The organism is Glycocaulis sp., assembly GCF_050485565.1.
Taxonomy (GTDB): Bacteria; Pseudomonadota; Alphaproteobacteria; order Caulobacterales; family Maricaulaceae; genus Glycocaulis.
The window spans coordinates 21,644-41,433 of record NZ_JBJHBQ010000009.1 but is presented as its reverse complement, the minus strand read 5'-3'; the positions used below and the strand labels follow the sequence as shown (position 1 = coordinate 41,433).

At 64.4% G+C, this 19,790-nt stretch carries 21 protein-coding genes and 1 riboswitch; of the genes, 1 reads left to right on the top strand and 20 read right to left on the bottom strand.

Going from position 1 to position 19,790, the window contains the following annotated elements; genetic code table 11:
- The first annotated feature begins 79 nt into the window (after positions 1-79).
- The gene (locus ACQ5ID_RS11020; protein WP_429912493.1) at positions 80-652 is read left to right on the top strand and encodes a DUF3299 domain-containing protein; all 573 of its coding nucleotides are present in this window, start codon (positions 80-82) and stop codon (positions 650-652) included.
- Here ACQ5ID_RS11020 and ACQ5ID_RS11015 read toward each other — a convergent pair.
- The 20 genes from ACQ5ID_RS11015 to ACQ5ID_RS10920 form a co-directional block, all read right to left on the bottom strand.
- A complete protein-coding gene (locus tag ACQ5ID_RS11015) occupies positions 649-2,574 on the bottom strand; it encodes a TonB-dependent receptor plug domain-containing protein (RefSeq protein ID WP_429912492.1) in 1,926 nt (641 codons plus the stop codon). The genes ACQ5ID_RS11020 and ACQ5ID_RS11015 overlap by 4 nt on opposite strands.
- Before the next feature lie 21 nt (positions 2,575-2,595).
- Positions 2,596-3,351, bottom strand: a complete 756-nt coding sequence (locus tag ACQ5ID_RS11010) for an ABC transporter ATP-binding protein (RefSeq protein WP_429912491.1) — start codon at positions 3,349-3,351, stop codon at positions 2,596-2,598.
- A complete protein-coding gene (locus ACQ5ID_RS11005) occupies positions 3,348-4,331 on the bottom strand; it encodes a FecCD family ABC transporter permease (protein WP_429912490.1) in 984 nt (327 codons plus the stop codon). Before ACQ5ID_RS11005 ends, ACQ5ID_RS11010 begins: the two co-directional genes overlap by 4 nt.
- A complete protein-coding gene (locus tag ACQ5ID_RS11000; protein WP_429912489.1) occupies positions 4,328-5,164 on the bottom strand; it encodes an ABC transporter substrate-binding protein in 837 nt (278 codons plus the stop codon). Before ACQ5ID_RS11000 ends, ACQ5ID_RS11005 begins: the two co-directional genes overlap by 4 nt.
- 183 nt (positions 5,165-5,347) lie before the next feature.
- Positions 5,348-5,553, bottom strand: a riboswitch (cobalamin riboswitch).
- Between the two features lie 28 nt (positions 5,554-5,581).
- Complete coding sequence (locus ACQ5ID_RS10995) at positions 5,582-6,559, bottom strand: type II secretion system F family protein (RefSeq protein WP_429912488.1); 978 nt, start codon at positions 6,557-6,559, stop codon at positions 5,582-5,584.
- A 280-nt stretch (positions 6,560-6,839) separates the two neighbouring features.
- A complete protein-coding gene (locus ACQ5ID_RS10990; RefSeq protein ID WP_429912487.1) occupies positions 6,840-7,826 on the bottom strand; it encodes a type II secretion system F family protein in 987 nt (328 codons plus the stop codon).
- Between the two features lie 6 nt (positions 7,827-7,832).
- Positions 7,833-9,317, bottom strand: a complete 1,485-nt coding sequence (locus tag ACQ5ID_RS10985) for a CpaF family protein (RefSeq protein ID WP_429912486.1) — start codon at positions 9,315-9,317, stop codon at positions 7,833-7,835.
- 16 nt (positions 9,318-9,333) lie between these two features.
- Positions 9,334-10,884 (bottom strand): AAA family ATPase, encoded by a 1,551-nt coding sequence (locus ACQ5ID_RS10980; protein ID WP_429912485.1) that lies wholly within the window; start codon positions 10,882-10,884, stop codon positions 9,334-9,336.
- A gap of 30 nt (positions 10,885-10,914) precedes the next feature.
- Positions 10,915-11,568 (bottom strand): CpaD family pilus assembly lipoprotein, encoded by a 654-nt coding sequence (locus ACQ5ID_RS10975; RefSeq protein WP_429912484.1) that lies wholly within the window; start codon positions 11,566-11,568, stop codon positions 10,915-10,917.
- Between the two features lie 4 nt (positions 11,569-11,572).
- Positions 11,573-13,045, bottom strand: coding sequence for a type II and III secretion system protein family protein (locus ACQ5ID_RS10970; protein ID WP_429912483.1), 1,473 nt, complete (start codon positions 13,043-13,045; stop codon positions 11,573-11,575).
- Positions 13,045-13,845, bottom strand: a complete 801-nt coding sequence (gene cpaB / locus ACQ5ID_RS10965) for a Flp pilus assembly protein CpaB (protein ID WP_429912482.1) — start codon at positions 13,843-13,845, stop codon at positions 13,045-13,047. The genes ACQ5ID_RS10970 and cpaB overlap by 1 nt, the downstream gene beginning before the upstream one ends.
- Before the next feature lie 132 nt (positions 13,846-13,977).
- Entirely contained in the window at positions 13,978-14,481 is a 504-nt protein-coding gene (locus ACQ5ID_RS10960; RefSeq protein ID WP_429912481.1) for an A24 family peptidase, read from the bottom strand.
- Between the two features lie 100 nt (positions 14,482-14,581).
- Positions 14,582-15,355 carry a TadE/TadG family type IV pilus assembly protein gene (locus tag ACQ5ID_RS10955; protein WP_429912480.1) on the bottom strand — a complete coding sequence of 258 codons (774 nt, stop codon included), beginning with the start codon at positions 15,353-15,355 and terminating at the stop codon, positions 14,582-14,584.
- Positions 15,352-15,897 carry a TadE/TadG family type IV pilus assembly protein gene (locus ACQ5ID_RS10950; protein WP_429912479.1) on the bottom strand — a complete coding sequence of 182 codons (546 nt, stop codon included), beginning with the start codon at positions 15,895-15,897 and terminating at the stop codon, positions 15,352-15,354. The genes ACQ5ID_RS10955 and ACQ5ID_RS10950 overlap by 4 nt, the downstream gene beginning before the upstream one ends.
- Before the next feature lie 92 nt (positions 15,898-15,989).
- The gene (locus ACQ5ID_RS10945) at positions 15,990-16,436 is read right to left on the bottom strand and encodes a pilus assembly protein N-terminal domain-containing protein (RefSeq protein WP_429912478.1); all 447 of its coding nucleotides are present in this window, start codon (positions 16,434-16,436) and stop codon (positions 15,990-15,992) included.
- A gap of 56 nt (positions 16,437-16,492) precedes the next feature.
- On the bottom strand, positions 16,493-17,233 hold the full coding sequence (locus tag ACQ5ID_RS10940) for an ATP12 family chaperone protein (RefSeq protein ID WP_429912477.1): 741 nt from the start codon (positions 17,231-17,233) through the stop codon (positions 16,493-16,495).
- Positions 17,230-17,922 carry an HAD-IA family hydrolase gene (locus ACQ5ID_RS10935; RefSeq protein WP_429912476.1) on the bottom strand — a complete coding sequence of 231 codons (693 nt, stop codon included), beginning with the start codon at positions 17,920-17,922 and terminating at the stop codon, positions 17,230-17,232. Before ACQ5ID_RS10935 ends, ACQ5ID_RS10940 begins: the two co-directional genes overlap by 4 nt.
- A complete protein-coding gene (locus tag ACQ5ID_RS10930; protein ID WP_429912475.1) occupies positions 17,919-18,902 on the bottom strand; it encodes an RluA family pseudouridine synthase in 984 nt (327 codons plus the stop codon). Before ACQ5ID_RS10930 ends, ACQ5ID_RS10935 begins: the two co-directional genes overlap by 4 nt.
- Positions 18,903-18,962: 60 nt before the next feature.
- Positions 18,963-19,361, bottom strand: coding sequence for a fluoride efflux transporter FluC (locus ACQ5ID_RS10925; protein WP_429912474.1), 399 nt, complete (start codon positions 19,359-19,361; stop codon positions 18,963-18,965).
- Positions 19,358-19,741: a fluoride efflux transporter FluC gene (locus ACQ5ID_RS10920; RefSeq protein ID WP_429912473.1), complete on the bottom strand. Its 384-nt coding sequence runs from the start codon at positions 19,739-19,741 to the stop codon at positions 19,358-19,360. Before ACQ5ID_RS10920 ends, ACQ5ID_RS10925 begins: the two co-directional genes overlap by 4 nt.
- Positions 19,742-19,790 lie beyond the last annotated feature (49 nt).

Sequence of the window (19,790 nt, the reverse complement as noted above, 5' to 3'; positions counted from 1 at the left end):
GACTATGCGCCAAGGTGCGTTAAAACGGGGTGTGTGGCCCGTTAACCTCGCAGCGAGATTTCATCCGGAGCATTGCCCTATGCGTACCACGACCCCGCTGGCCCTGATGGCAGCCCTCCTCCTCGCAGCCTGCTCCCCTGCCGAAAACGGCGCTGGCGGGCAGCCTGTTGCGGAGGTTGAAGGTGATCTGCATGTCGATCCCGCCGCCGAGGCCGAACTGCTCAACTGGCGCGACCTGCTGCCCGAGGGGGAGCTGGAAATGCTGCTGGCGCTTGAGGAAGGCATCGCGCCGCCCACGCTGATGAGCCAGTTCCAGACCCGCCGGGACGAACAGATGGGTACGTTCAACGTCGTAGACGAGCTTGATGGCCTCATCGTGCGCATGCCGGGCTATATCCTGCCGCTGGACTATGCCCAGCGCGGCCAGGCGCGCGAGTTTCTCTTCCTGCCCTATCACGGGGCCTGCATTCATTATCCCCCGCCCCCGCCGAACCAGATCGTCTATCTGCGCTCGGCGGAGCCGATCCGGTTCAGCCAGCTCTGGGATCCTGTCTGGGTGGAGGGGCGCATGGAGATACAGCGCGTCGAAACAGACCTGGCCGACGCAGCCTATGCCATGGCTGTGCGCTCCGTGCGCCCCTATGACGGCTAGTACGCCACCCGCAAACCAGCCACCACCATGCGCGGCGCACCAGCAAAAGCGGCCGGCTGTTCGTAAACCGTATCAAACGCGTTCGTCACAGTGACATAGGCGCTGAGCTGTTCGCTGAACCGCCACTGGCCTGAGACATTGACCAGCTCATAGCCTGCCACCGGCGCATTGCCGCTGACAAAGAAGCCGTCATCATCATAGGTCACATCGCGCCGCGCGCCGGTGCGCTGATAACGCGCCGACAGGGAAAGCGCCTCGACCGGCCGCCAGACGAGACCGGCCGACCAGCTATGGCGCGGACGGCGCAAAAGCGGCGTATCGGTGACGGCGTTGGTGGCCTCCACATAGGCATAATCGACATCAAGCTGCAGATTGGCCGTCAGGTCGAGCGTGCCAGCGACTTCGACGCCTGAAAGCTCGGCCCGGCCTACATTCTGGTTCGAACCGGTAAAGGTCACGAAATCGAACACGTTCTCGATCAGGTTATCGATGTCGGTCTCGAAATAGCTGATGGACACGTTGGCCAACCGTTCGCCAGCCAGCTCGAAGCTGGCGCGCGCGCCCACTTCCCAGCTTTCAGCCTCTTCAGGCTGCAGATCGGGGTTTGGCGTGGTGAAGGCCGAGCTGGTGAACCGCTCTGACAGGGTCGGCGCCTTGAAGGCGGTGGCATAGCGGGCAAACAGCTGGAACGGCGTTTGCGGAACACTCCAGACGCCGCCAAGCGACCAGGTGGTCTGTGTGCCAAATCCGCCGAAATCATCCACGCGCAACGAGCCGGACAGATCAAACATGTCCGCTGCCAGCGCCTGTACGTTCACATACGCACCGACATTATTTTCCGAGCGCGAGAGCGGATTATCCCACGCCGTGGCCGTGTTGATGGAATCCCGTTCGGCCTGCACGCCGAACGCGACAACCGGCTCCAGCGCTGCAAGCCCTTGCGGCTGCCAGGTGTTCAGCCATTCCACGAAGCTGCGGCGCGCGCCATAGGTGTCGGTGACAGCGCCTGCATCGCTGCTTTCGCGGTCATGACGCACCTGGCCCAGGCGCAGCGCGCTGGTCAGGCGGGCGTCCGTGCTCTGCCAGCCAAGACCGGCCCGCCAGAGCGTCTGGTCATTGCGCGACAGCTCAAGACCTGGATCGTCCGCGCGCTGGGAGAAGCCCGGCCCGCCGGAGAAGGTGTCAAAATCGCTCGTGGATTCCCGGTGCCGGACGATGCCTGTCAGGCTGAAACCATTGCCGAGATCATAGGCGGCATTGGCGGTGATGGTGGTGATCTCCCCGCCATCGCGCTCATTGCCAGACAGCGCCATGCGGGCGGGCGTCACGTTAAAGCCATCGCTCTGATAGCGCTCTGCGCTGAGCCCGTATTCCAGCGAACCGGTAGTGCCGGATGCGCCCGCCAGCAGGCGGATCGTGTTGAACGAGCCTGCCGACAGATCGAGATACGGCGAGAATTCGCTGTCCCCGCCCCGGCGCGGGACCAGATTTATAACGCCGCCAATCGCATCCGAGCCGTAAAGCGAGGAGAGCGGCCCGCGCGCAATCTCCACCCGGTCGAGATCACCCAGCGAATCCTGACCAGCATCAAACTGGCCCGAAGGGGTAGAAGCATCGTTTACGCGAATGCCGTCAAACAGGACCAGCGTGTGCTTGGCATTGGTGCCGCGCGCAAAGATGGAAGTTGTCGCCCCGATCCCGCCCGACTGGACGACGGAAAAGCCCGGATAACGCGACAGGGCGCTGGCCAGATCGGTCAGGCCTTCCACTTCAATGGTGTCGCGGTCCAGCGTATCGACGCGCAGCGCCAGGCGTTCGGCGGCAACCGGCACGCGCGTGCCGGTGACGGTCACGACATCAGAGATATCGCCCGCCTCGCTGGCCAGAGCGGCCGATAGCGCAAGAACACTGACTGAAAACATAAGACTTTCTCCTGGTTGAAATCAGACCGGCGAGAAGCCCCCGTCCGGGGCCTCCCGGACGGCAAAAACGTTGGCAAGGATGGTGGAACTCAGAGCGGTTGCGGGCGGGCCATCGGCAACGATGCGCCCTTCATCCAGCACAATGACGCGGGTCGCGTGGCGGCGCGCCATCGCCAGATCATGCAAGGCGAGGATGATGGCGGTGCCGCTTGCCGCCTCTGCCCGCAACAGCGCCATCACATCAAGCTGATGACGCGGATCGAGCGCGTTAAGCGGCTCGTCGAGCAAGAGAAGCGGCGCACAGGCTGCGAGCGTGCGGGCCAGATGGATGCGCGCTTTCTCGCCGCCTGACAGCGTATCAACCGGACGGTGCGCAAAGCCGGATGCCCCGCACCGTTCAATCGCTGTATTGACGCTTTCGCGGGCGGCGTCAGGCAGGCGCTCATAGGGCCGCCCCTCATGGGCAAACCGGCCCAGCGCGACAATATCCACGCCGCGCATGGCCCAGGCCGCACCGCGCTCCTGCGCCAGCCAGGCCATGTGAGACGCACGCTCGCGCGCGGACATCGCGGACGCATCCTGCCCGCCAAGACGCACTTCGCCCGTCCGGGCAGGAAGGATCCCGGCAGCAAGTTTCAGCAGGGTCGACTTGCCTGCGCCATTGGGTCCGACAAGACAGATAAGCTCACCCGGCTGCACGCAGAAGGTCACGTCACTCAGCACGGTGCGCGCGTCGTGGCCCGCGCTGGCGGCGATGATGTCGAGGCGCGCACTCATTGGCCCATCCTCCGCGCCCGCGCCGCTATCCAGATGAAGGCAGGCGCGCCGATAAGCGCCGCCGTCACGCCAAGCTTCATCTCGATAGCAAACGGCAAGACACGAACCGCCATATCGGCCAGCACCAGAACCGTGCCCGCCAGCAGGGCCGATGGCAGCAACAGATCACCCGGATCATGGCGCACGAAAGGCCGCACCACATGCGGCGCGACAATGCCGACAAAACCGATAATCCCGGCAATGGCGACGCTGGCACCGGTCAGCAGCGCACTGCCAATGATGACCAGCAGGCGTATGCGCGGCACGTTTGCGCCCAGCCCCGATGCGCCTTCTTCGCCCAGCGTCAGCGCGCGCAGGCCCGGCCCGGCCATCAGCACCAGAACAAGGCCAATCACCCAGAACGGCGCAGCAAAGCCGATATCGGCCCAGGAGCGGTTGGCAACCGATCCCAGAAGCCAGTTGATGAGGTCGGAGAGCGAAAACGGATTGGGCGCGAGATTCATCAGAAGCGCCATCAAAGCGCCCGCGAGGCTCGACAGGCCCACACCGACAAGGATCAGCCGTGTAGTCGAGACAGAGCTGGCACCCAGCACATAGAGCAGGACGGTCGTGCCCAGCGCCATGAGGATGGCAAGGCCCGGCATCGCCCAGACGCTCAACGCCGCAAGGTTGAAATAGACCGCAATCACGGCGCCGAGCGCAGAGGCACCTGACACGCCCAGCACACCGGGATCGGCCAGCGGGTTGCGCAAAAGGCCCTGCAGGGCGGCCCCGGCAAGACCCAGCGCTGCACCAACGCCAAACGCCGCCAGAATGCGTGGCAGGCGGATTTCCAGCACCAGAATGCGGGCCAGCTCGCCCTCTGCACCGGACTGGCCAAGCGATGCGATATCGGCCCAGCCACTGGCAGGGGCCAGAGCCGCCAGCACGGCAAGGAGCGCCACGCCCGCCATCACAAGATTGAACCTGATCGGCATCATGGCTGTTCCCCGCGCAACATGGGTTGATGGTCTCTGGCGAATGCATGAAGGCGCGCCGCTTCTGCGCCTGCCAGCCACGTGGTGCAGGCGATGACGCCGGTATCGAGAGCCAGCACAGGGCGCGCGCCTAAAGCCCGGCGCATAACCGGGTGCCGGCTGGCGCTCCAGCGGTCCACCCGGTCAGTGGCACTATTGGCAAAGCCGGTCACGAAGATGGCGGGCACCTGCGTTGCCACCGCTTCCAGCGGCATGCTGACCCAGCCTGTCTGGCCGCCAGCAGCGTTGCGCAAGCCCGCCGCACCCAGAAGCGCGTCGATAAAGGTGCCCTGCCCTGCCGTGACGCCGCCGGGCGTGACGTAAAGCGCCGGCATTTCGCTGGCGGCAGACGCGCTGGCCAGCGCCGCGTCCATGGCCGCGAGCACGGCGTCACCACGCTCTGCCTGGCCGAAGGCCGACGCCGCGCCGCGCGTCTCACGGCGGATATCGTCAAAGTCTGCGATATAGCCAATCTGGTGAACGGGGATATCGAGCCGCTCGAACAGGGCAAGAATACGCGGATCACCGCCCCAGCTGCGCACAACCATGTCGGGCCGGTGCGCGATTATCTCTTCGGCCAGCGGACGCGCCTGCGCGATACCTTCGGCGATAGCGGCATGGGAGGAGAAATCTGCGCGCGCATCAGGTGAAAGCGCGGCAATCTGGCTGCGGTCAGCCAGCCCCAGCACATACTGGTCAGCGCAGTAATCCAGCGAGACAATGCGCTGCGGCTGGGCCACAGCGCCGCTGGTGAGCAGCAGCCCCCCGATTACGGTCAGCAATATACGCACGCGCATGGCAAATGCCCCGCCCTGCCCATGCGGGACGGCGAACCGGCCCGCTACAAACGTTTCGGGCTGACGGAACTGCGCTTAAGCGCCTCGCGACGATCCGCGAAACGCAATGCGCAGGCCGTACGGCCCGGCTGTTTGCCGCTATGACGGAGTAAATCCGTGTGCCGAAGGACTGGACCCGGTCCTGCACAAGCGACTGCGGTGGCAGGTCTCCTGACTTGCGGGTCCACGCCTTGTCTGATGCCGCCTTCCCGGGATCGCTCCCAGTGGCTTCATGGCATCAAGGCTCGCCGCCTACAGTTGCGGGCACAGTCCCGGACTTGGGGATAAATCCCCTCACCGGTGTTCCCTCTTGGCTTCCTCGCGAAAGCACCACCGGCGACAGGGTTAGCTGCAATGTCGCGGGTGCGTCAAGCGCGCTCACATCTCCTGGAAGGAGATGATGGCCGGGCCGAGGATGACGATGAAGAGGACCGGCAGGAAGAAGATGATCATCGGCACGGTCAGTTTGGCAGGCAGCGCAGCGGCCTTTTTCTCTGCCGACGCCATGCGCATATCCCGGTTTTCCTTGGCCATCACCCGCAGGGCCTGCCCTAGCGGGGTACCGTAACGCTCGGCCTGAACAAGAGCCGTTGCCACGCCCTTCACGCCGGGATGGTTGGTACGCACCGCGAGATTCTCGTACGCCTGGCGGCGATCCTGCAGATAGGCAAGCTCGGCCGTGGTAAGAGACAGCTCCTCGGCGAGCTCGATAGAGTTCGAGCCGACTTCTGCGGCCACTTTCTGGAAAGCCGCTTCAATGGACATGCCGGCCTCAACGCAGATCAGCAGCAGATCCAGCGCATCAGGGAAGGCAAGCATGATGGAATCGCGCCGCTTCTGCGCGGCGTTGGACAGATAGATGCCCGGCGCATAATAGCCCAGCAGCGTCAGCCCCATGACGATAGCGAGGCGCTGAATGGTCGGCAGGCCAAAATCGTTCAGCAGGAACAGATAGGCCAGCGACAGCGCAAACAGCACAATCGGCGCGATCAGGCGTGCAAAATAGAAGGCGAAAACCGGCCCCTGCCCGCGCATACCCGCCTGCACCAGCTTGTTCTTGAGATTGGGGTCTTCAAGAAGTGTCTGAAGGTTCAGGCGCTCCACCACCTTGCGGTAGAGCGAGCGGGTATCCTTGCCCCTCAACGCGCTGCCACGCGCTTCAAGCTCCAGGGCTTCACGCGATTTGCGGCGCAATTCCTCGCGGCGATTGGCCACCGACTTGATCCGCTTGTCCAGCTTGTTTCCGCCCAATGCCGGGCCGGACACGGTCAGTACGGTTGCGAACACGAGGAAAAAGGCCAGCACGCCGAACAGATTGGCCGGGGTCGTTATCCACTGGGCGAACTGGGTGAGCATCACATATCCGCCTAGGGCCTGCACTCATAAAGGTTTCGGGCGTGACGCGTAGCGGATTTGGTTTCTGATAAGGAGAGACGCCCGCCGTGGAGCATCCCTCCACAAGGGCGGCTCGACGCCGTCAGGGATGAAATCCGCCGCGCTCCGCAGGAGTATGGCGAAAATCGCCCACTCTTGCGTCGCAGTCCCTCGAAAGGGGACGGCCCTTCCATCGGGCCTGCTCCTGATATTGAACCATTTTCGCGCATATCACGCTCCAAATCCTTTGTGAGTACAGGCCCTAGTGCTTGAAGTTGATCATGCCGCGCATGACGAAGATGCCGATCGCCATCCACACCAGCCCGACAAGCAGCATGAGCTGCCCCAGCGGGTGGGTGAACATCAGGCTCATATAGTCGGGTGCCACCACCATCACGATGCACAGCACGAGTGGGGGCAGCGCACCGATAATCATCGCGGACGCCTTGGCCTCTGACGACAGCGCCTGGATCTTCTCACCCATCAGCTTGCGCGCACGCAGCACCGTCGAGAGATTGCCCAGCGCCTCTGCCAGATTGCCGCCGGTCTTGGCCTGGATCACCAGCACGATGGCAAAGAAGTTGAGCTCGGGTACCGGCATGCGCTGGGTCATGCGCCGCATGCCCTCGTCCAGATCGACGCCTACCGCGATACCCTCATTGAGCTTTTCAAACTCGGTGCGGACAGGCTCGGGGCTTTCCCGGGCAATGATCTTCAGGCACTCGTTCAGCGGCAGGCCCGACTTCACGCCGCGCACAACGATATCAATCGCGTCTGCGAAATTATTGGTGAAATTCTTCTGACGGCGCGAAACGAGAAATCCCACCACCCAGCGCGGCAGGCCAAAACCGGCTACAAAGCCCGCCGACAGGGTAATCAGCACGTTCATGCCGCTGAGAAAAACGGCAAAGGCTGCCACCACCCCGATCACCGCTGAGCCGATCCAGAAATGCTGCGGCGTCCAGCTGACGCCTGCCTGCTCCAGCTTGGCGCGCAAGGTAACGGCGCGCTTGCGCGCGGCCTTCTGACGCTCTTCCAGCTCTTTGAGTGTTTCCTGGACCTGACGTTTTTTCTGCGCGGTCTGATCGAGCGCGCTTGTCTGGCGTCTTCCGGCCTGCAAAGGCGCGCCCACGGCGATCTGTACCCGCTGGGCCTGACGCTTATTGCCCCCGCTGGTGAACGCAATCCCGACACCCGCCACGGCCACGAAGGCGGCGATTGCAGCGATGATGAAGGAGAGGTCGCCCATCGCGCGTCAGGCCTCCGATGCGTCGAGAGCGGCGGCCAGTTCGCGTTCGAGGCCGAAATACCGGGCACGGTCCCAGAATTTCGGCCGGGCAATCCCCGTCGAGACGTGGCGGCCGGCAATATTGCCCTGCTCATCCTCGCCCGTGATCTCGTAGACAAAGAGGTCCTGGGTGACGATGACATCGCCCTCCATGCCCAGCACCTCGGTGATATGGGTGATCTTGCGCGTGCCATCGCGAAGGCGCGCCGCCTGGACCACCACATCAATCGAACCGGAGATCATTTCCCGGATGGTCTTGGTCGGCAGGTTGTAGCCGCCCATCGTGATCATGGACTCGATACGTGACAGTCCCTCACGCGGGCTGTTGGCGTGCAGCGTACCCATGGACCCGTCATGGCCGGTATTCATCGCCTGGAGCAGGTCAAAGGCTTCAGGCCCGCGCACCTCGCCGACGATGATGCGCTCCGGGCGCATACGCAGGCAGTTTTTCACCAGGTCACGCATCGTAACCTGGCCTGTCCCTTCCAGATTGGGCGGGCGGGTTTCAAGGCGCACCACGTGGGGCTGTTGCAGCTGCAGCTCGGCGGCGTCTTCACAGGTGATGACCCGCTCTTCCTCGCCGATGAAACCGGTCAGGCAGTTGAGCAGCGTCGTCTTGCCCGAACCCGTACCGCCGGAAATGAGCACGTTGCAGCGCGACGCGCCGATGATCTGCAGCACCTTGGCACCTTCGGGCGTGATCGACCCGAAATCGACCAGATGCTGCATGGTCAGCTTGTCTTTCTTGAACTTCCGGATGGTGAGCGTGGGACCATCAAGAGCCAGCGGCGGCGCGATGACGTTGACGCGCGAGCCGTCGGCCAGGCGCGCATCGCAGATCGGTGAGCTTTCATCCACGCGCCGGCCCACCTGGGACACGATACGCTGGCAGATATTCATCAGCTGGCCGTTATCCCGGAACCGGATATTGGTCTTCTGGACGCGGCCATTGACCTCGATAAACACGTCGCCCGCGCCATTGACCATGATGTCGGCGATGTCGTCGCGCGCCAGCAGCGGCTCCAGCGGACCATAGCCCAGCACGTCATTGCAGATGTCCTGCAGCAGGCTTTCCTGCTCGGCAATCGACATTGCGACGTTCTTGATCGAGATGATCTCGGTGACGATATCGCGGATTTCTTCGGCCGCCGTCGCGTTGTCGAGCCGGGCCAGCTGGCCAAGATCAATCGTATCGATCAGCGCGTTGAAGATCGTCGTCTTGATCGCGTAGTACTCGGCCGAGCGCTCCTGACCGACCTGCACGGCAGGGCGCGGCTTCGGCCTGCTGGAGGGTTGCGGCGCGGCACTGGCACGCGGCTGGGGCGCTGGCGCAGCGGGACGCGGGCGTGGCTGGGCTGCAGGTGCCGGAGCTGGCCGCGGCGCTGGTGCAGCCGCAGCAGGCGTGGCCGCCGCTGGTGTCGCCTGTGGGGTTGTTGTGCGCTTGCCGAACATGCCTTGCGTGCCGTTTCTAGCCTTTGCGTCCGAACAGGGATTTCAGACCCGAGCGCTGCTGGCGCACAGGCGCAGAGCTGCGCCCCGTCAGCTGGCTTGCCACATGCATAAATCCGTCAGCGGCTTTCGACTTGGCATCGACCTCGGCAATCATCTGACCGTTATTGGCCGCAGCCCCGAACAACGCCGGCTCGAACGGCAGCACCAGAGCGGGTGCCGTGCCGAGCGCGTCGGAGAAGTCTTTGAGCGGAATATCCGGCTTTTTCGGGCATCCGGCCATGTTGACGATGACCTTGGGCGGCTCGTCATTGGGCCGGTTCTGGCGCACCAGATCGAACAGATTCTTGGCGTTGCGCAGGCAGGCCAGGTCCGGCGTGACCGTGACAACCACCTGCTCTGCCGACAGCAGCGTGCGGCGCACCCAGGGCGACCAGGCATGCGGCAGGTCCAGCGCCACATAAGGCGCCTGCCGACGCACTTTTTCCAGCACCGTCTCGAACGCCTCGGGGCCAAAATCCCAGTCGCTTTCCAGCGTTGCCGGGGCCGAGAACAGGCTGAGGCGCTCCCCGCACTTGACCAGCAGGCGGTCGAGAAGCGCATCGTCCAGCCGGTCCGGGTCCGCCAGTGCCTGACTGATCGTCTGGGCGGGATCCTGATTGAAATCGAGACCGGCGGTGCCAAAACTCAGATCAAGATCGACCAGCACGGTTTCCATGTGCTGCAGCTCGCCCATGCACCAGGCGATATTGTGGGCGATGGTGGAAGAGCCCACCCCGCCCTTGGCACCGATAAAGGCGATGGAGCGGCCTGCAAACGGGGCATCGGGATCAACAAACAGGCCAGAAATCGTGCGGATCAGATGCAGCGGCGTCATCGGCGGCACGAGATACTCGCTCACGCCTCTGCGCATCAGTTCGCGATAAAGTCCGATATCGTTGGCCGCGCCAATGATGATGATGCGCGTGTCGCCATCACAGACCGAGGCCAGCTCATCAAGCTGGGCGAAAAGCTGCGCGCCGCGCATGCCCGTCTCGATAATCAGCAGATTGGGCGTCGACTCGTCATGGAAGCGCTCGATAGCGCCCGCCAGCCCGCCAAGCTCGACATTGACATGGGCGCGGGCCAGCCGCCGGTCAGCACCGGCATTGTGGATGAGAGCGCCCGTCTCGGGCCGCTCGCAGAAAGCCTCGATCGAGATGCGCGGCACAGGCTGGATGACATCGCCTGCATCGGCATCGACCTCGCCATAGAGCCCGGGCGAAACAGCCGACAATTCCTGGCCGCGCGCCTCAGGCTGGGTGCGCGCCGGTGTGGGGTCGGCCTCGCTGAGGAAATCGGGAGCCACCCGGTTGGCCGCAGCCAGTTTCGCACCGAATCCCGGCGCCGGACCCGGCTGGGGCGCAGGCTGTACAGGCTCGTCAAACGTGCCTGCCGCAACCTCGCCGCGCAGGCGCGCCTCAACCGTAGCGGCATCCAGAAACGGATCTGACGGCGTGGAGAAATCATCACCCAGGAACTCGTCCCCGGCGTCAAACCCGTCATCTTCGTATGGTCTGGGCTGTGTCATTGTGTGTCTGTTTCCGGCTGGGCGTTTTGACTATTCAACGGCGCGGCTGACCGTGCCGCTTTCGCTGGCACTGCGTTCGCTTGTGGTGGACTGGCCCTGACGCCAGCGGTCGAGAACCGTCTGGCGGCGGGCCGCATCGGGATCATCAAAGGTGCGCGGCGTGACCAGATCGCGCGGGTCAGCAACCATCGCGGCGAGATTCTGCTCGGTGGCGCAGCCAAAGCCGCCCCAGCCGCCGCCCGGCCGGGCATTGCGCACATCGCTCCAGCGGTTCTCGCACTCACGCGCTACCGCGCGGTAGCGCGTGAAAGAAAAGACCACGGGCGCCTGGGCGTAGCCGCGCGCCTCATAGGCCCCGCCGCCAATCTGGCGCCAGTCCAGCCCGTGTCCGTAAAGCGCGTTGCGCACATCGGCGATGGCGCCCAGCGCCGCGTCTGCATTACCGGCATTCTGGGGATAGGAGATCACGAACGGTCCGTGACCGCGCGCCTTGTACTCGCCCGCCAGCGCCTCGATCAGTTCCAGCTGCGCCCAGGTAAGGCCGTTATCGCGCGGATCGACAGGCATTTCGACACGCACGGTTTCAGGCACCGCGCTGGCTCGCGGCAGGTCGCGCGGAGCGGTGGCGCAGGCAGCCAGCGAAAGGGCAGCGGCAAGCGACAGACAAAGAGCTCTTATCATCATGGCGCTACTCCACGCTGAAGCCGACAGGGCCGTTCCAGCCCTGTCCATCCACCTGCGCGCCGGGCGCGGCATAGACACGGTTCAGACGGCCGAGAAACACGTGAGAGGCTGTCGAGGCAGGCTCGAACCCGTCACCGGGCGATGCCAGAGCGCTCGGATTTGTCGGATCGACGAGGTAGGGCGTGACCACAATCACCAGCTCGGTCTCGCTATTGGCAAAATCACGCGAGCGGAAAAGCGCGCCCAGAACCGGCAGACGCTCCACCCCCGGAACGCCGTCCATGGCCTGCCGGGTCTCTTCCTTGATCAGGCCGGCAATGACCAGACTGCCGCCAGAGGGCAGCTCCACCGTCGTTTCCGCGCGGTTCACGGTCAGCGACGGAATGGTCAGCGCCGGAACGCCGCCAACGACATTCCCATCCGCATCCGTCTGCGCACTGCCGCCCAGCGTAATCGAACCCTGATTGGAGAGCTCCGACACCTCCGTGGAGATGCGCAGCGAAATGCGCCCCTCCGACAGTACGACCGGCGTAAATCCGAGACCAACCCCGAAGGGCTTGTATTCAATCGTGATATTGCCGTCGCGATCACGTCCGACAGGCACGGGGAACTCGCCGCCCGCCAGGAAGTTCGCAGACTCACCGGAAATCGCGCTCAGATTGGGCTCGGCCAGCGTGCGTACCAGTCCGACGCGCTCCAGCGCGGCAAACGTTGCACCCAGCCGGGTATTGGGACCAAGCGCGTTGAGAAGGTCAGCCCGGGCGGTCAGCCCGCCAAGCGCGCGGCCCGCCAGACCGAACGCGTTCTCGGTTTCGATGCGGTTTACCGTCGGGCTGGCGGTGTTCAGATTGGCGCTCAGATTGATGCCGAGCTGGCGCACCAGCGTGCGTTGCATTTCCACAATACGCACACGCAGCAGCACCTGATCGCGTCCTTCAACGGTCAGGAAGCTGATGACCTGCTCAGGATCGTCCGCCCAGCGGCGCGCTACCTGCAGCGCGGTGTCGGCGGCGCTGGCGGACGGCACAGTACCCGACAGCACGATATTGGCGTTCATGGATTCAGCGGTGATACGGCCATCAGGCACAAACCGCCGGAGCGCGTCGCTCAGCCCGTCCATATCGCGCTCGACACGCACCGCCAGATCCAGGATCAGTGCGCCATCGCTATCAAAGAAGAAGACATTGGTGCGCCCCACACCTTGGCCCAGAAGCACGGCGCGGGTGGGCGTGCGCACAACCGCATCGGCCACCGCCGGGCTTGCCACCATCACGTCGGCAGCATCAACAGGCAGGTGGATCACGGCGGCCTGACCGAGCGGCAGGGTGATGCGCTCCGATACCGGCCCGTCACCGGGATGGCGGATCGTCACCTGCATCGTGTTGTTGCGCTCTACGCCTGTGCCTTGTGAATGGGCTGGCGCACACAGCAATAGCGGCGCAAGCGCCGCCAGCGTGGCAAGAAATCTCCCCGCCATCACTCCCCTCCCCGCGCACTGAGCGCAACACGCTCTTCACGCCCGTAACGGAACACGCGCACGACGCGCTGCCCGTCATCCGCCATCTCGCCAGTGTCGGCCGATGGCTCGCCCGCATCCGACAGGCTGCGCAGCGACAAGGTCAGCGTGCCGCCTGCTATCGCCTGCGCGGCGACTTGCGCCTGCCGGGGCGTCACTTCCAGCGTCGCCGTGGAACCAAGGACTGCGCCCGACCCGTCCTCGGAAAAGGACTGGTCAATCGCCAGCACGCGTACATTTTCCAGCAGGGTCTGCGCGGAGAAAGCGTTGCGCTCGCCTTGCGTGGTGACGATCAGGTCAACCCGGTCATTGGGCAGGATGAACCCGCCAGCGCCCGCACGCGCCGATGTCGGCACGGCAATGGCGCGCATGCCGGGCGAAATCACCGCTGCCATGAAACCGCTGGCGCCGGGAGCCACCAACCGGCGCTCCGTAATGGGTTCACCGCGCGCAATGGCGGCGCGCACGACCGAACCGGCCAGCCGGTTCACCGCGTCCCGGTCAGCTGATTCGCGGATATAGCTGGACGAAACCGCTTCTTCCGGCCAGGGCTGCCAGTAGAGGTCGCCGGGTGCCACGCGCTGGCCCATGGCCAGATCAGACCGTGCCGCCAGCACCCTGACCGAAGGCGCTTCCGCCACGGGGGCTTCTGTTACTGTGCGCTCGATCACTTGTGGCTGCATGGCATTGCGCACGAAGAAAGCCGCAACAATTGCGGCCAGACCGGCGGCGACGAGAATGGCTATACGGGTGGCGTTCATGGCAGCTCGCGGATCCCTCGGCGCGAAAAGGCAGTTGTGCCTGATCTCACCGCCAAAACCTCAAGGCCGCGTTAATAATCGAAGCTGTTGTGTGTCCCGCGCAGGGAATGTGCCAGTTGGGTCACCAGGACGTTAACCGCCGAACGCCGCCATTAGCGGCGAGTGGGGAAGCGTCCATAGCATGCCGCCCGCAATCGCCACGCCGTATGGCACCGGCGCACCCTGGGCCAGCGGGCTGGCCGCAAGACGGGCCGGAGACATGGGCAAAGCGGGCGCAAACCGGCGCAAGAGCAGCAGGATAGCCGCCAGAACGCCGCCACAGATCATCGCCAGCAGCAGGAAGGTGAGAACGGACGGCCAGCCGAACCAGAGCGCCAGCGCGGCAATCAGCTTGGCATCACCGCCACCCAGCCAGCCCGGCATCCACAACACCATCATCAGCGCCAGCACGCCAAGCCCCGTCAGCAGGCTAAGGCCAGCGCCCTGCCATCCGATGCCGGAAAACGGCGCATAAACCAGCCAGAGGGCGATCAGCGCACCGGGTATCCAGTTGGAAATCGTGAAGCGGCGAACGTCTTCCAGCGCCGCCAGAAGGGTGAGCAGAATTGCAGCACTCACGCAAAAATAGATCAGCATCACGCCCGGCACATCTTCAGTTTCCCAAGACGGCCAGCCCACCACAACAGGCTTAAGATTGGGTGCACAGGGTATCCGGTTAGCGAGCGCTCAACGCGTGCTAACGGCAGAGCAAGGCGGCGAGAACGCCGGTAAAGCGGCAGCTATTCCCGTTCCCGTTCCCGTTCCCGTTGCCGTTGCCGTTGCCATTACCGTTGCCGTTGCCGTTGCCGGGGTCAGTTTCACCACCCGCGCCATCGCCATCACCGGATTCCGAACTGCCTGAGCCGGTACCGGGACCACCCTCAGATCCACCGTCCGACCCGCCACCATTGGCCGGAACTTGCGGCTCATCATGTTGCCACTCACCGCTGACAAACCCGACGCGGCGCGGGCGCATATAGACGGTTTCGCTCAGATTGAACTGGCCAAAGCTGCTGCCGGTCAGCGGCGTATGATAGGTATAATTCGCTTCCACGACGACAACGCCGCCATCAGGAAGCAGCATGCCCACCGGTAGCGGCGGCAGGTCAGCGCCCAGCCGTCCCGCCAGACCAAGCCCCTGGCTCCACTCCAGGCTCGGAACACCGAGGCTATTGGCGCTGATCGAGGTGACACGTACATTCAGATTGTCCGGCGCGTAGGGGGCCATGATCGCCCGGGCGGCGGCCAGCACATCGGCCAACGCCTCATCATTCAGATTGTCTGATTGGGCCACCAGATCGGCAATCGCGCTGGAGGCCGCCGTCAGCTTGCGGTCAGCCGACAGGACGAGCGTCACCTGAACTACCCCGACATAGAGCGCGATCAGTAAAGGTGCCAGCAGGGCAAACTCGACCGCCGACACGCCCCTGCGGTCAGAGCCGAACCGTCTGATCCGGTTAAGGGCGCTCATTGCACGGCCTCCTGGAAGGGTTCGTTGCGGAACGCAGCCGTGGCCGTGAGAAGGCGGCGATTGCCCGGCATGTTCGAGAGGCCGAGGCCAAGATTGGGCACGATCAGTGACCAGTCGTAGAAGGCACGCACCAGCACGATCTCGCCCGGATTGCCCGGCAGGAAGCTCACCTCGTCGAGATCCACCATGCCGTCGTCATCGACCGGCAGAGCGGTGGCACCACCAAAACTTTCCAGCGTACGCACATCGATGCGCAGGCGGTTGCAACGCAGCAGGCCCGCAGAGCGGCTGCACACCGAGTTCCTGAACGCCTCTGACGACCCGCCCGCCAGCTGAAGCTGCCCGGTGCGTATCTCGCGGGCGGACTGCGACAGCCCGTGTTCCAGCATCATCCCGGCGAAGAACACCAGAGCGGTTTCAAGAATGGCACCCAGCAACGCCAGAAATGGCAAGGCGACAAGGGCGAACTCGACCGCGGTCGCGCCCTTCTTGTCCTTCGCCATGCGTGATGCCACGCGCTTTACCGGGCTCTTCAGAAACACGCCTTACGTCTCCCCGCCATGTTTGCTGGGCAGGAGTATCGCGCGGCGCGCTTAATTCGCGGTGAAAAAACCTGGTTAAAAAAGCGTGATGTCTAGCGTCCGCCGCCAGCCGCCGTGCGGTCGGCCTGCTGGCCGGAAACGCCGGAGAACCAGTCTGAAGCATCGCCGATCACCGGCACGGCCTGGCACTCGGGCGCGCACACATAGCTCTGGCGTTCGGTGTTGCGGAAGACCTGTACGCTGCCCCGGCCCGACTGGGTGACCAGCAGGTCCGAGGTGTAGAGCACGCGGCCATTATCATCGAGCGCGATCATGTTGGTGCGCCCGAACACACGCCCCGTCACGAAGATGGTGCGCGCATCATAGAGCGTCGCATCCGCGATATTGGGATTACCGATAATGATGGCGGCCGCATCGCCGGGCAGGCGAATGAGCGCGGTATGGTCAGCCGGCACCTCAAAGCCGCGCGACTGCGCCTGCGCTACAGCCGCGCAGGTCAGTGCAAGAAGGCTCGCAAGAAAGAGCTGAACAGGCTTCATGGCCATTATCCCGGTGCAATTCTGCGCCAAGCATCGTTGCGGGCGATGAAGGAAGTCTAAACGCCCGCCTCATCCAGCAGGCGGAAGACGCGTTCACAGGCCAGGAGGTCACGCTTGCGGTTGGCGGCTGCCTCGGCGGCCTCGCTGTCCTCGCCCCAGCGTTCGCCCTGATAGTCCTCATCCAGCCATGAGAGCGCGAATGCCTGCTCGCCATCGATCTCGGCTTCCAGCAGCGCAAAACCGAGCACGGCAGACCCCAATAGTGGCACCGCGCTGGTCAGCGCTGTCAGCCGCCAATTGTCCAGCGCGCCCGCACGGGCTCGCAGGGCCCCCAGAGAGGCTTCCGGCTGCTCCAGCGCCAGCACCGTCGCCGCGCTCTTCAGCGGGGCTTCCAGCGCCTTTGCAGACCATTCCAGCAGCGGGTCCCACCCTGCCGCCTGACGGGCCGCGAGTTCTGGGTCATCACTGCGATGGGAGAGAAGGTCGGTACCCGCAAACCGGACAATTTCCTCTGCCGCCGCCGCGCGCGCCGCTTCCATCCGGTCGATGGCCACGTGCGCCAGGCGCGTCAGCGGCATGGTGAAGGGGTCGATCTCCTTGGCTTGCGCGTCCCACTCGGCCGCCATCTCCACGGCCAGCGCCTCGCAAGGCGCCGCCAGCACATGGCGCTCAGGTGTCTTCACCGCCCGCCCGTCGAGGAATACGGCCCAACCCGCATCCGAAGGGGCTGCGCTGGCTTCGGAATAGAAGCGCTTGGGCAGGGGGCGGTTTTCCGCCTTCGCCTTGGACATGCTCATGGTACTGCTATCCCCTCACCCGGCATAAACCGGCTCAATGCGCCATTGAGCGTGTCGTAGCTGTCGTGAATCTCATGGGCACCGCCAGAGGCAATTTCATCTGCAGTGTGAAAGCCCCAGCTTACACCCAGAGCCGTCGTGCCCGCAGAACGGGCCATAGCCATGTCAAAACTGGTATCACCGATCACGACCGTCTCATGCGGACGCACACCCGTCTCGGCCATCGCATCCAGCACCATGCGCGGATTGGGCTTGCCGACACCGTGATCGACGGTCTGCAGGGTCTGGAAATACCGGTGCAGGCCATGATGGCCAAACACGATATCAAGCCCCCTGCGCGCCTTGCCGGTGGCCACGCCCAGCAGCCAGCCCTCATCGCTCAGGCGCACCAGCGTATCGAGCGCACCCGCATAGAGCGGCTCTTCAAAGCCGGGGTCGGCGCGCTGTTCGACGAAGGCTTCCTTGTAGTAATTGCACAGCAGCGAGAGGCGCTCATGGCCAATATCCTGCGGCGCCAGCCGGGCAATCGCCTCGGACAGTTCAAGGCCGACAATCATGCGCACCCGGTCATAAGACATCTCGCCAAGCCCGGCGCGCGTGAAGGCGCGGTCCATCGCCCGGTGGATGATCTCCCGGCTGTCGATGAGCGTGCCATCAACGTCAAACACGGCGAGCTTGAGACCGCTCATCCCAGCTGCGCCTCTACCGCGCGCATATCCATACCGGCATCAAAGCCTAGCGCCTCGAACGTGTCGGTCATGTGCTTGGGCATCGGCGCTTCGAGAACCAGCGGCTTCTTGCCCTCACGCGGGATGACCAGCTTGCGGGCATGCAGGTGCAGCTTTTGCGATACCCCGCCCAGCGGTGGCACATCACACACATATTTTCCGTCGCCCTGAATGGCGTGACCGGCAGCGGCCAGATGCACCCGCAGCTGGTGGGTGCGGCCCGTCTCCGGGCGCAGGACCACCCAGCTCGCGCGGCGGCCCGCCTCATCTGCCGTGGCATAGCGGGTAAGCGCGTATTGCGCGCCCTCCTCGCCATGACGGGCAGCCACCATCAGCTCCCGGTCACCCTGATTGGACACCGTCTTCTTCATATAGCCGGTGATCTCGCCCGCGCGTGGCACCATGATGCCCAGCGCAATCGCCCAATAGGTCTTTTCCAGATCGCGCCCCTTGAACAGGGAGGCGAGCCAGGCCGCGTTAGATGCACCCTTGGCCACCACGATGACGCCGGATGTATCCTTGTCCAGCCGGTGAATAAGGCGCGGGCGCCTGTCACCAGTACCGAACGCGTCCAGCAGGCCATCGAGATGGCGCACCACTTTCGAGCCGCCCTGCACGGGCAGGCCCGGCGGCTTGTTCAGCGCGATGAGCGTATCATCCTCATAGAGCACCATGGAGCGGGCAAACGCCTTGTCCTCGGCACTGATGGTCTTGGGCGGCGCAGCCTCGCCCGGCGCAGGCAGCGGCGGAATGCGCACTTCCTGTCCCGGCTCCAGCCGGTGATTGCCCTTCACCCGTCCGCCATCGACACGCACCTGCCCGGTGCGCAAAAGCTTTTCCAGTGCGCCATGCGTGACATGGGGAAAATGCCGCCTGAACCAGCGGTCCAGCCTGATATCAGCCTCGTCAGGGGCCACGGTGCGGGTTTCAACCTTGCTCATGGCGCGAAGGGATAGTGCTGTGCAGGCTCGCCTGCAAGGCAGACGCTCTGCTGGCGGTGGTCAGGGCCGGGCCGGGCTCAGCCTTGCACCGGCCAGCTTCCAGCCCGTGGCCACGCCGGCAAACCACAACACGATCGACAGGGCGAGGTAGAGAAGGGCCAGGCCCGCCTCGCCCGTTCCGGCAAGCAGAACGATCTCCAGACTGAAGATGGAGAAAGTGGTGAACCCGCCGCAAAACCCCGTCACCACGAAATGCCGCTGCACCGGTCCGGGCTGTATCCGTCCGCACACCATCGCGCCGGCATAAAGGCCAATCAGCAGGGAGCCAGATCCGTTGGCCGCCAGCGTCCCCCACGGCAAACCGTCACCTGTCAACGCCAGCGCCAGCGCATAGCGGGCAAGCGCGCCAAGCGCGCCTCCGGCGGCCACTGCCAGCAGGATGGAGGCACGCACCGTCATGCGCCCGCCAGCATGGCCACAAGCGCAAACCCGCCCCAGGCCAGCATCAGGCAGCCTGTCAGCGACAGGAGGGCCAGCGCGCCAGCCGCCGCGATGCGGCCCGCCTGAAACAGTTCCAGCGTCTGCAGTGAAAAGGACGACACGGTCGTATAGCTGCCCAGCACGCCGATCACGAGAAACATCCAGGCCGTGCCCGCCGCACCGTCATCTGACAGCCATAGCCCGGCCAGGGCGCCGATCAGGGCAGCGCCTGTGAAATTGACCGCGAGCGTACCCCACGGAAAGCGCCCGCCCAGACGCCCGTCGACAAACGCCGCCAGCGCGTAGCGTCCGAGCGCCCCAAGCGCGCCGCCCGCAGCGATGAGAAGAAAGGGAACCATCGCCAGCAGGGTTAGGCCCGCTCCATCACCCACGCAAGGGCGGGCGTGC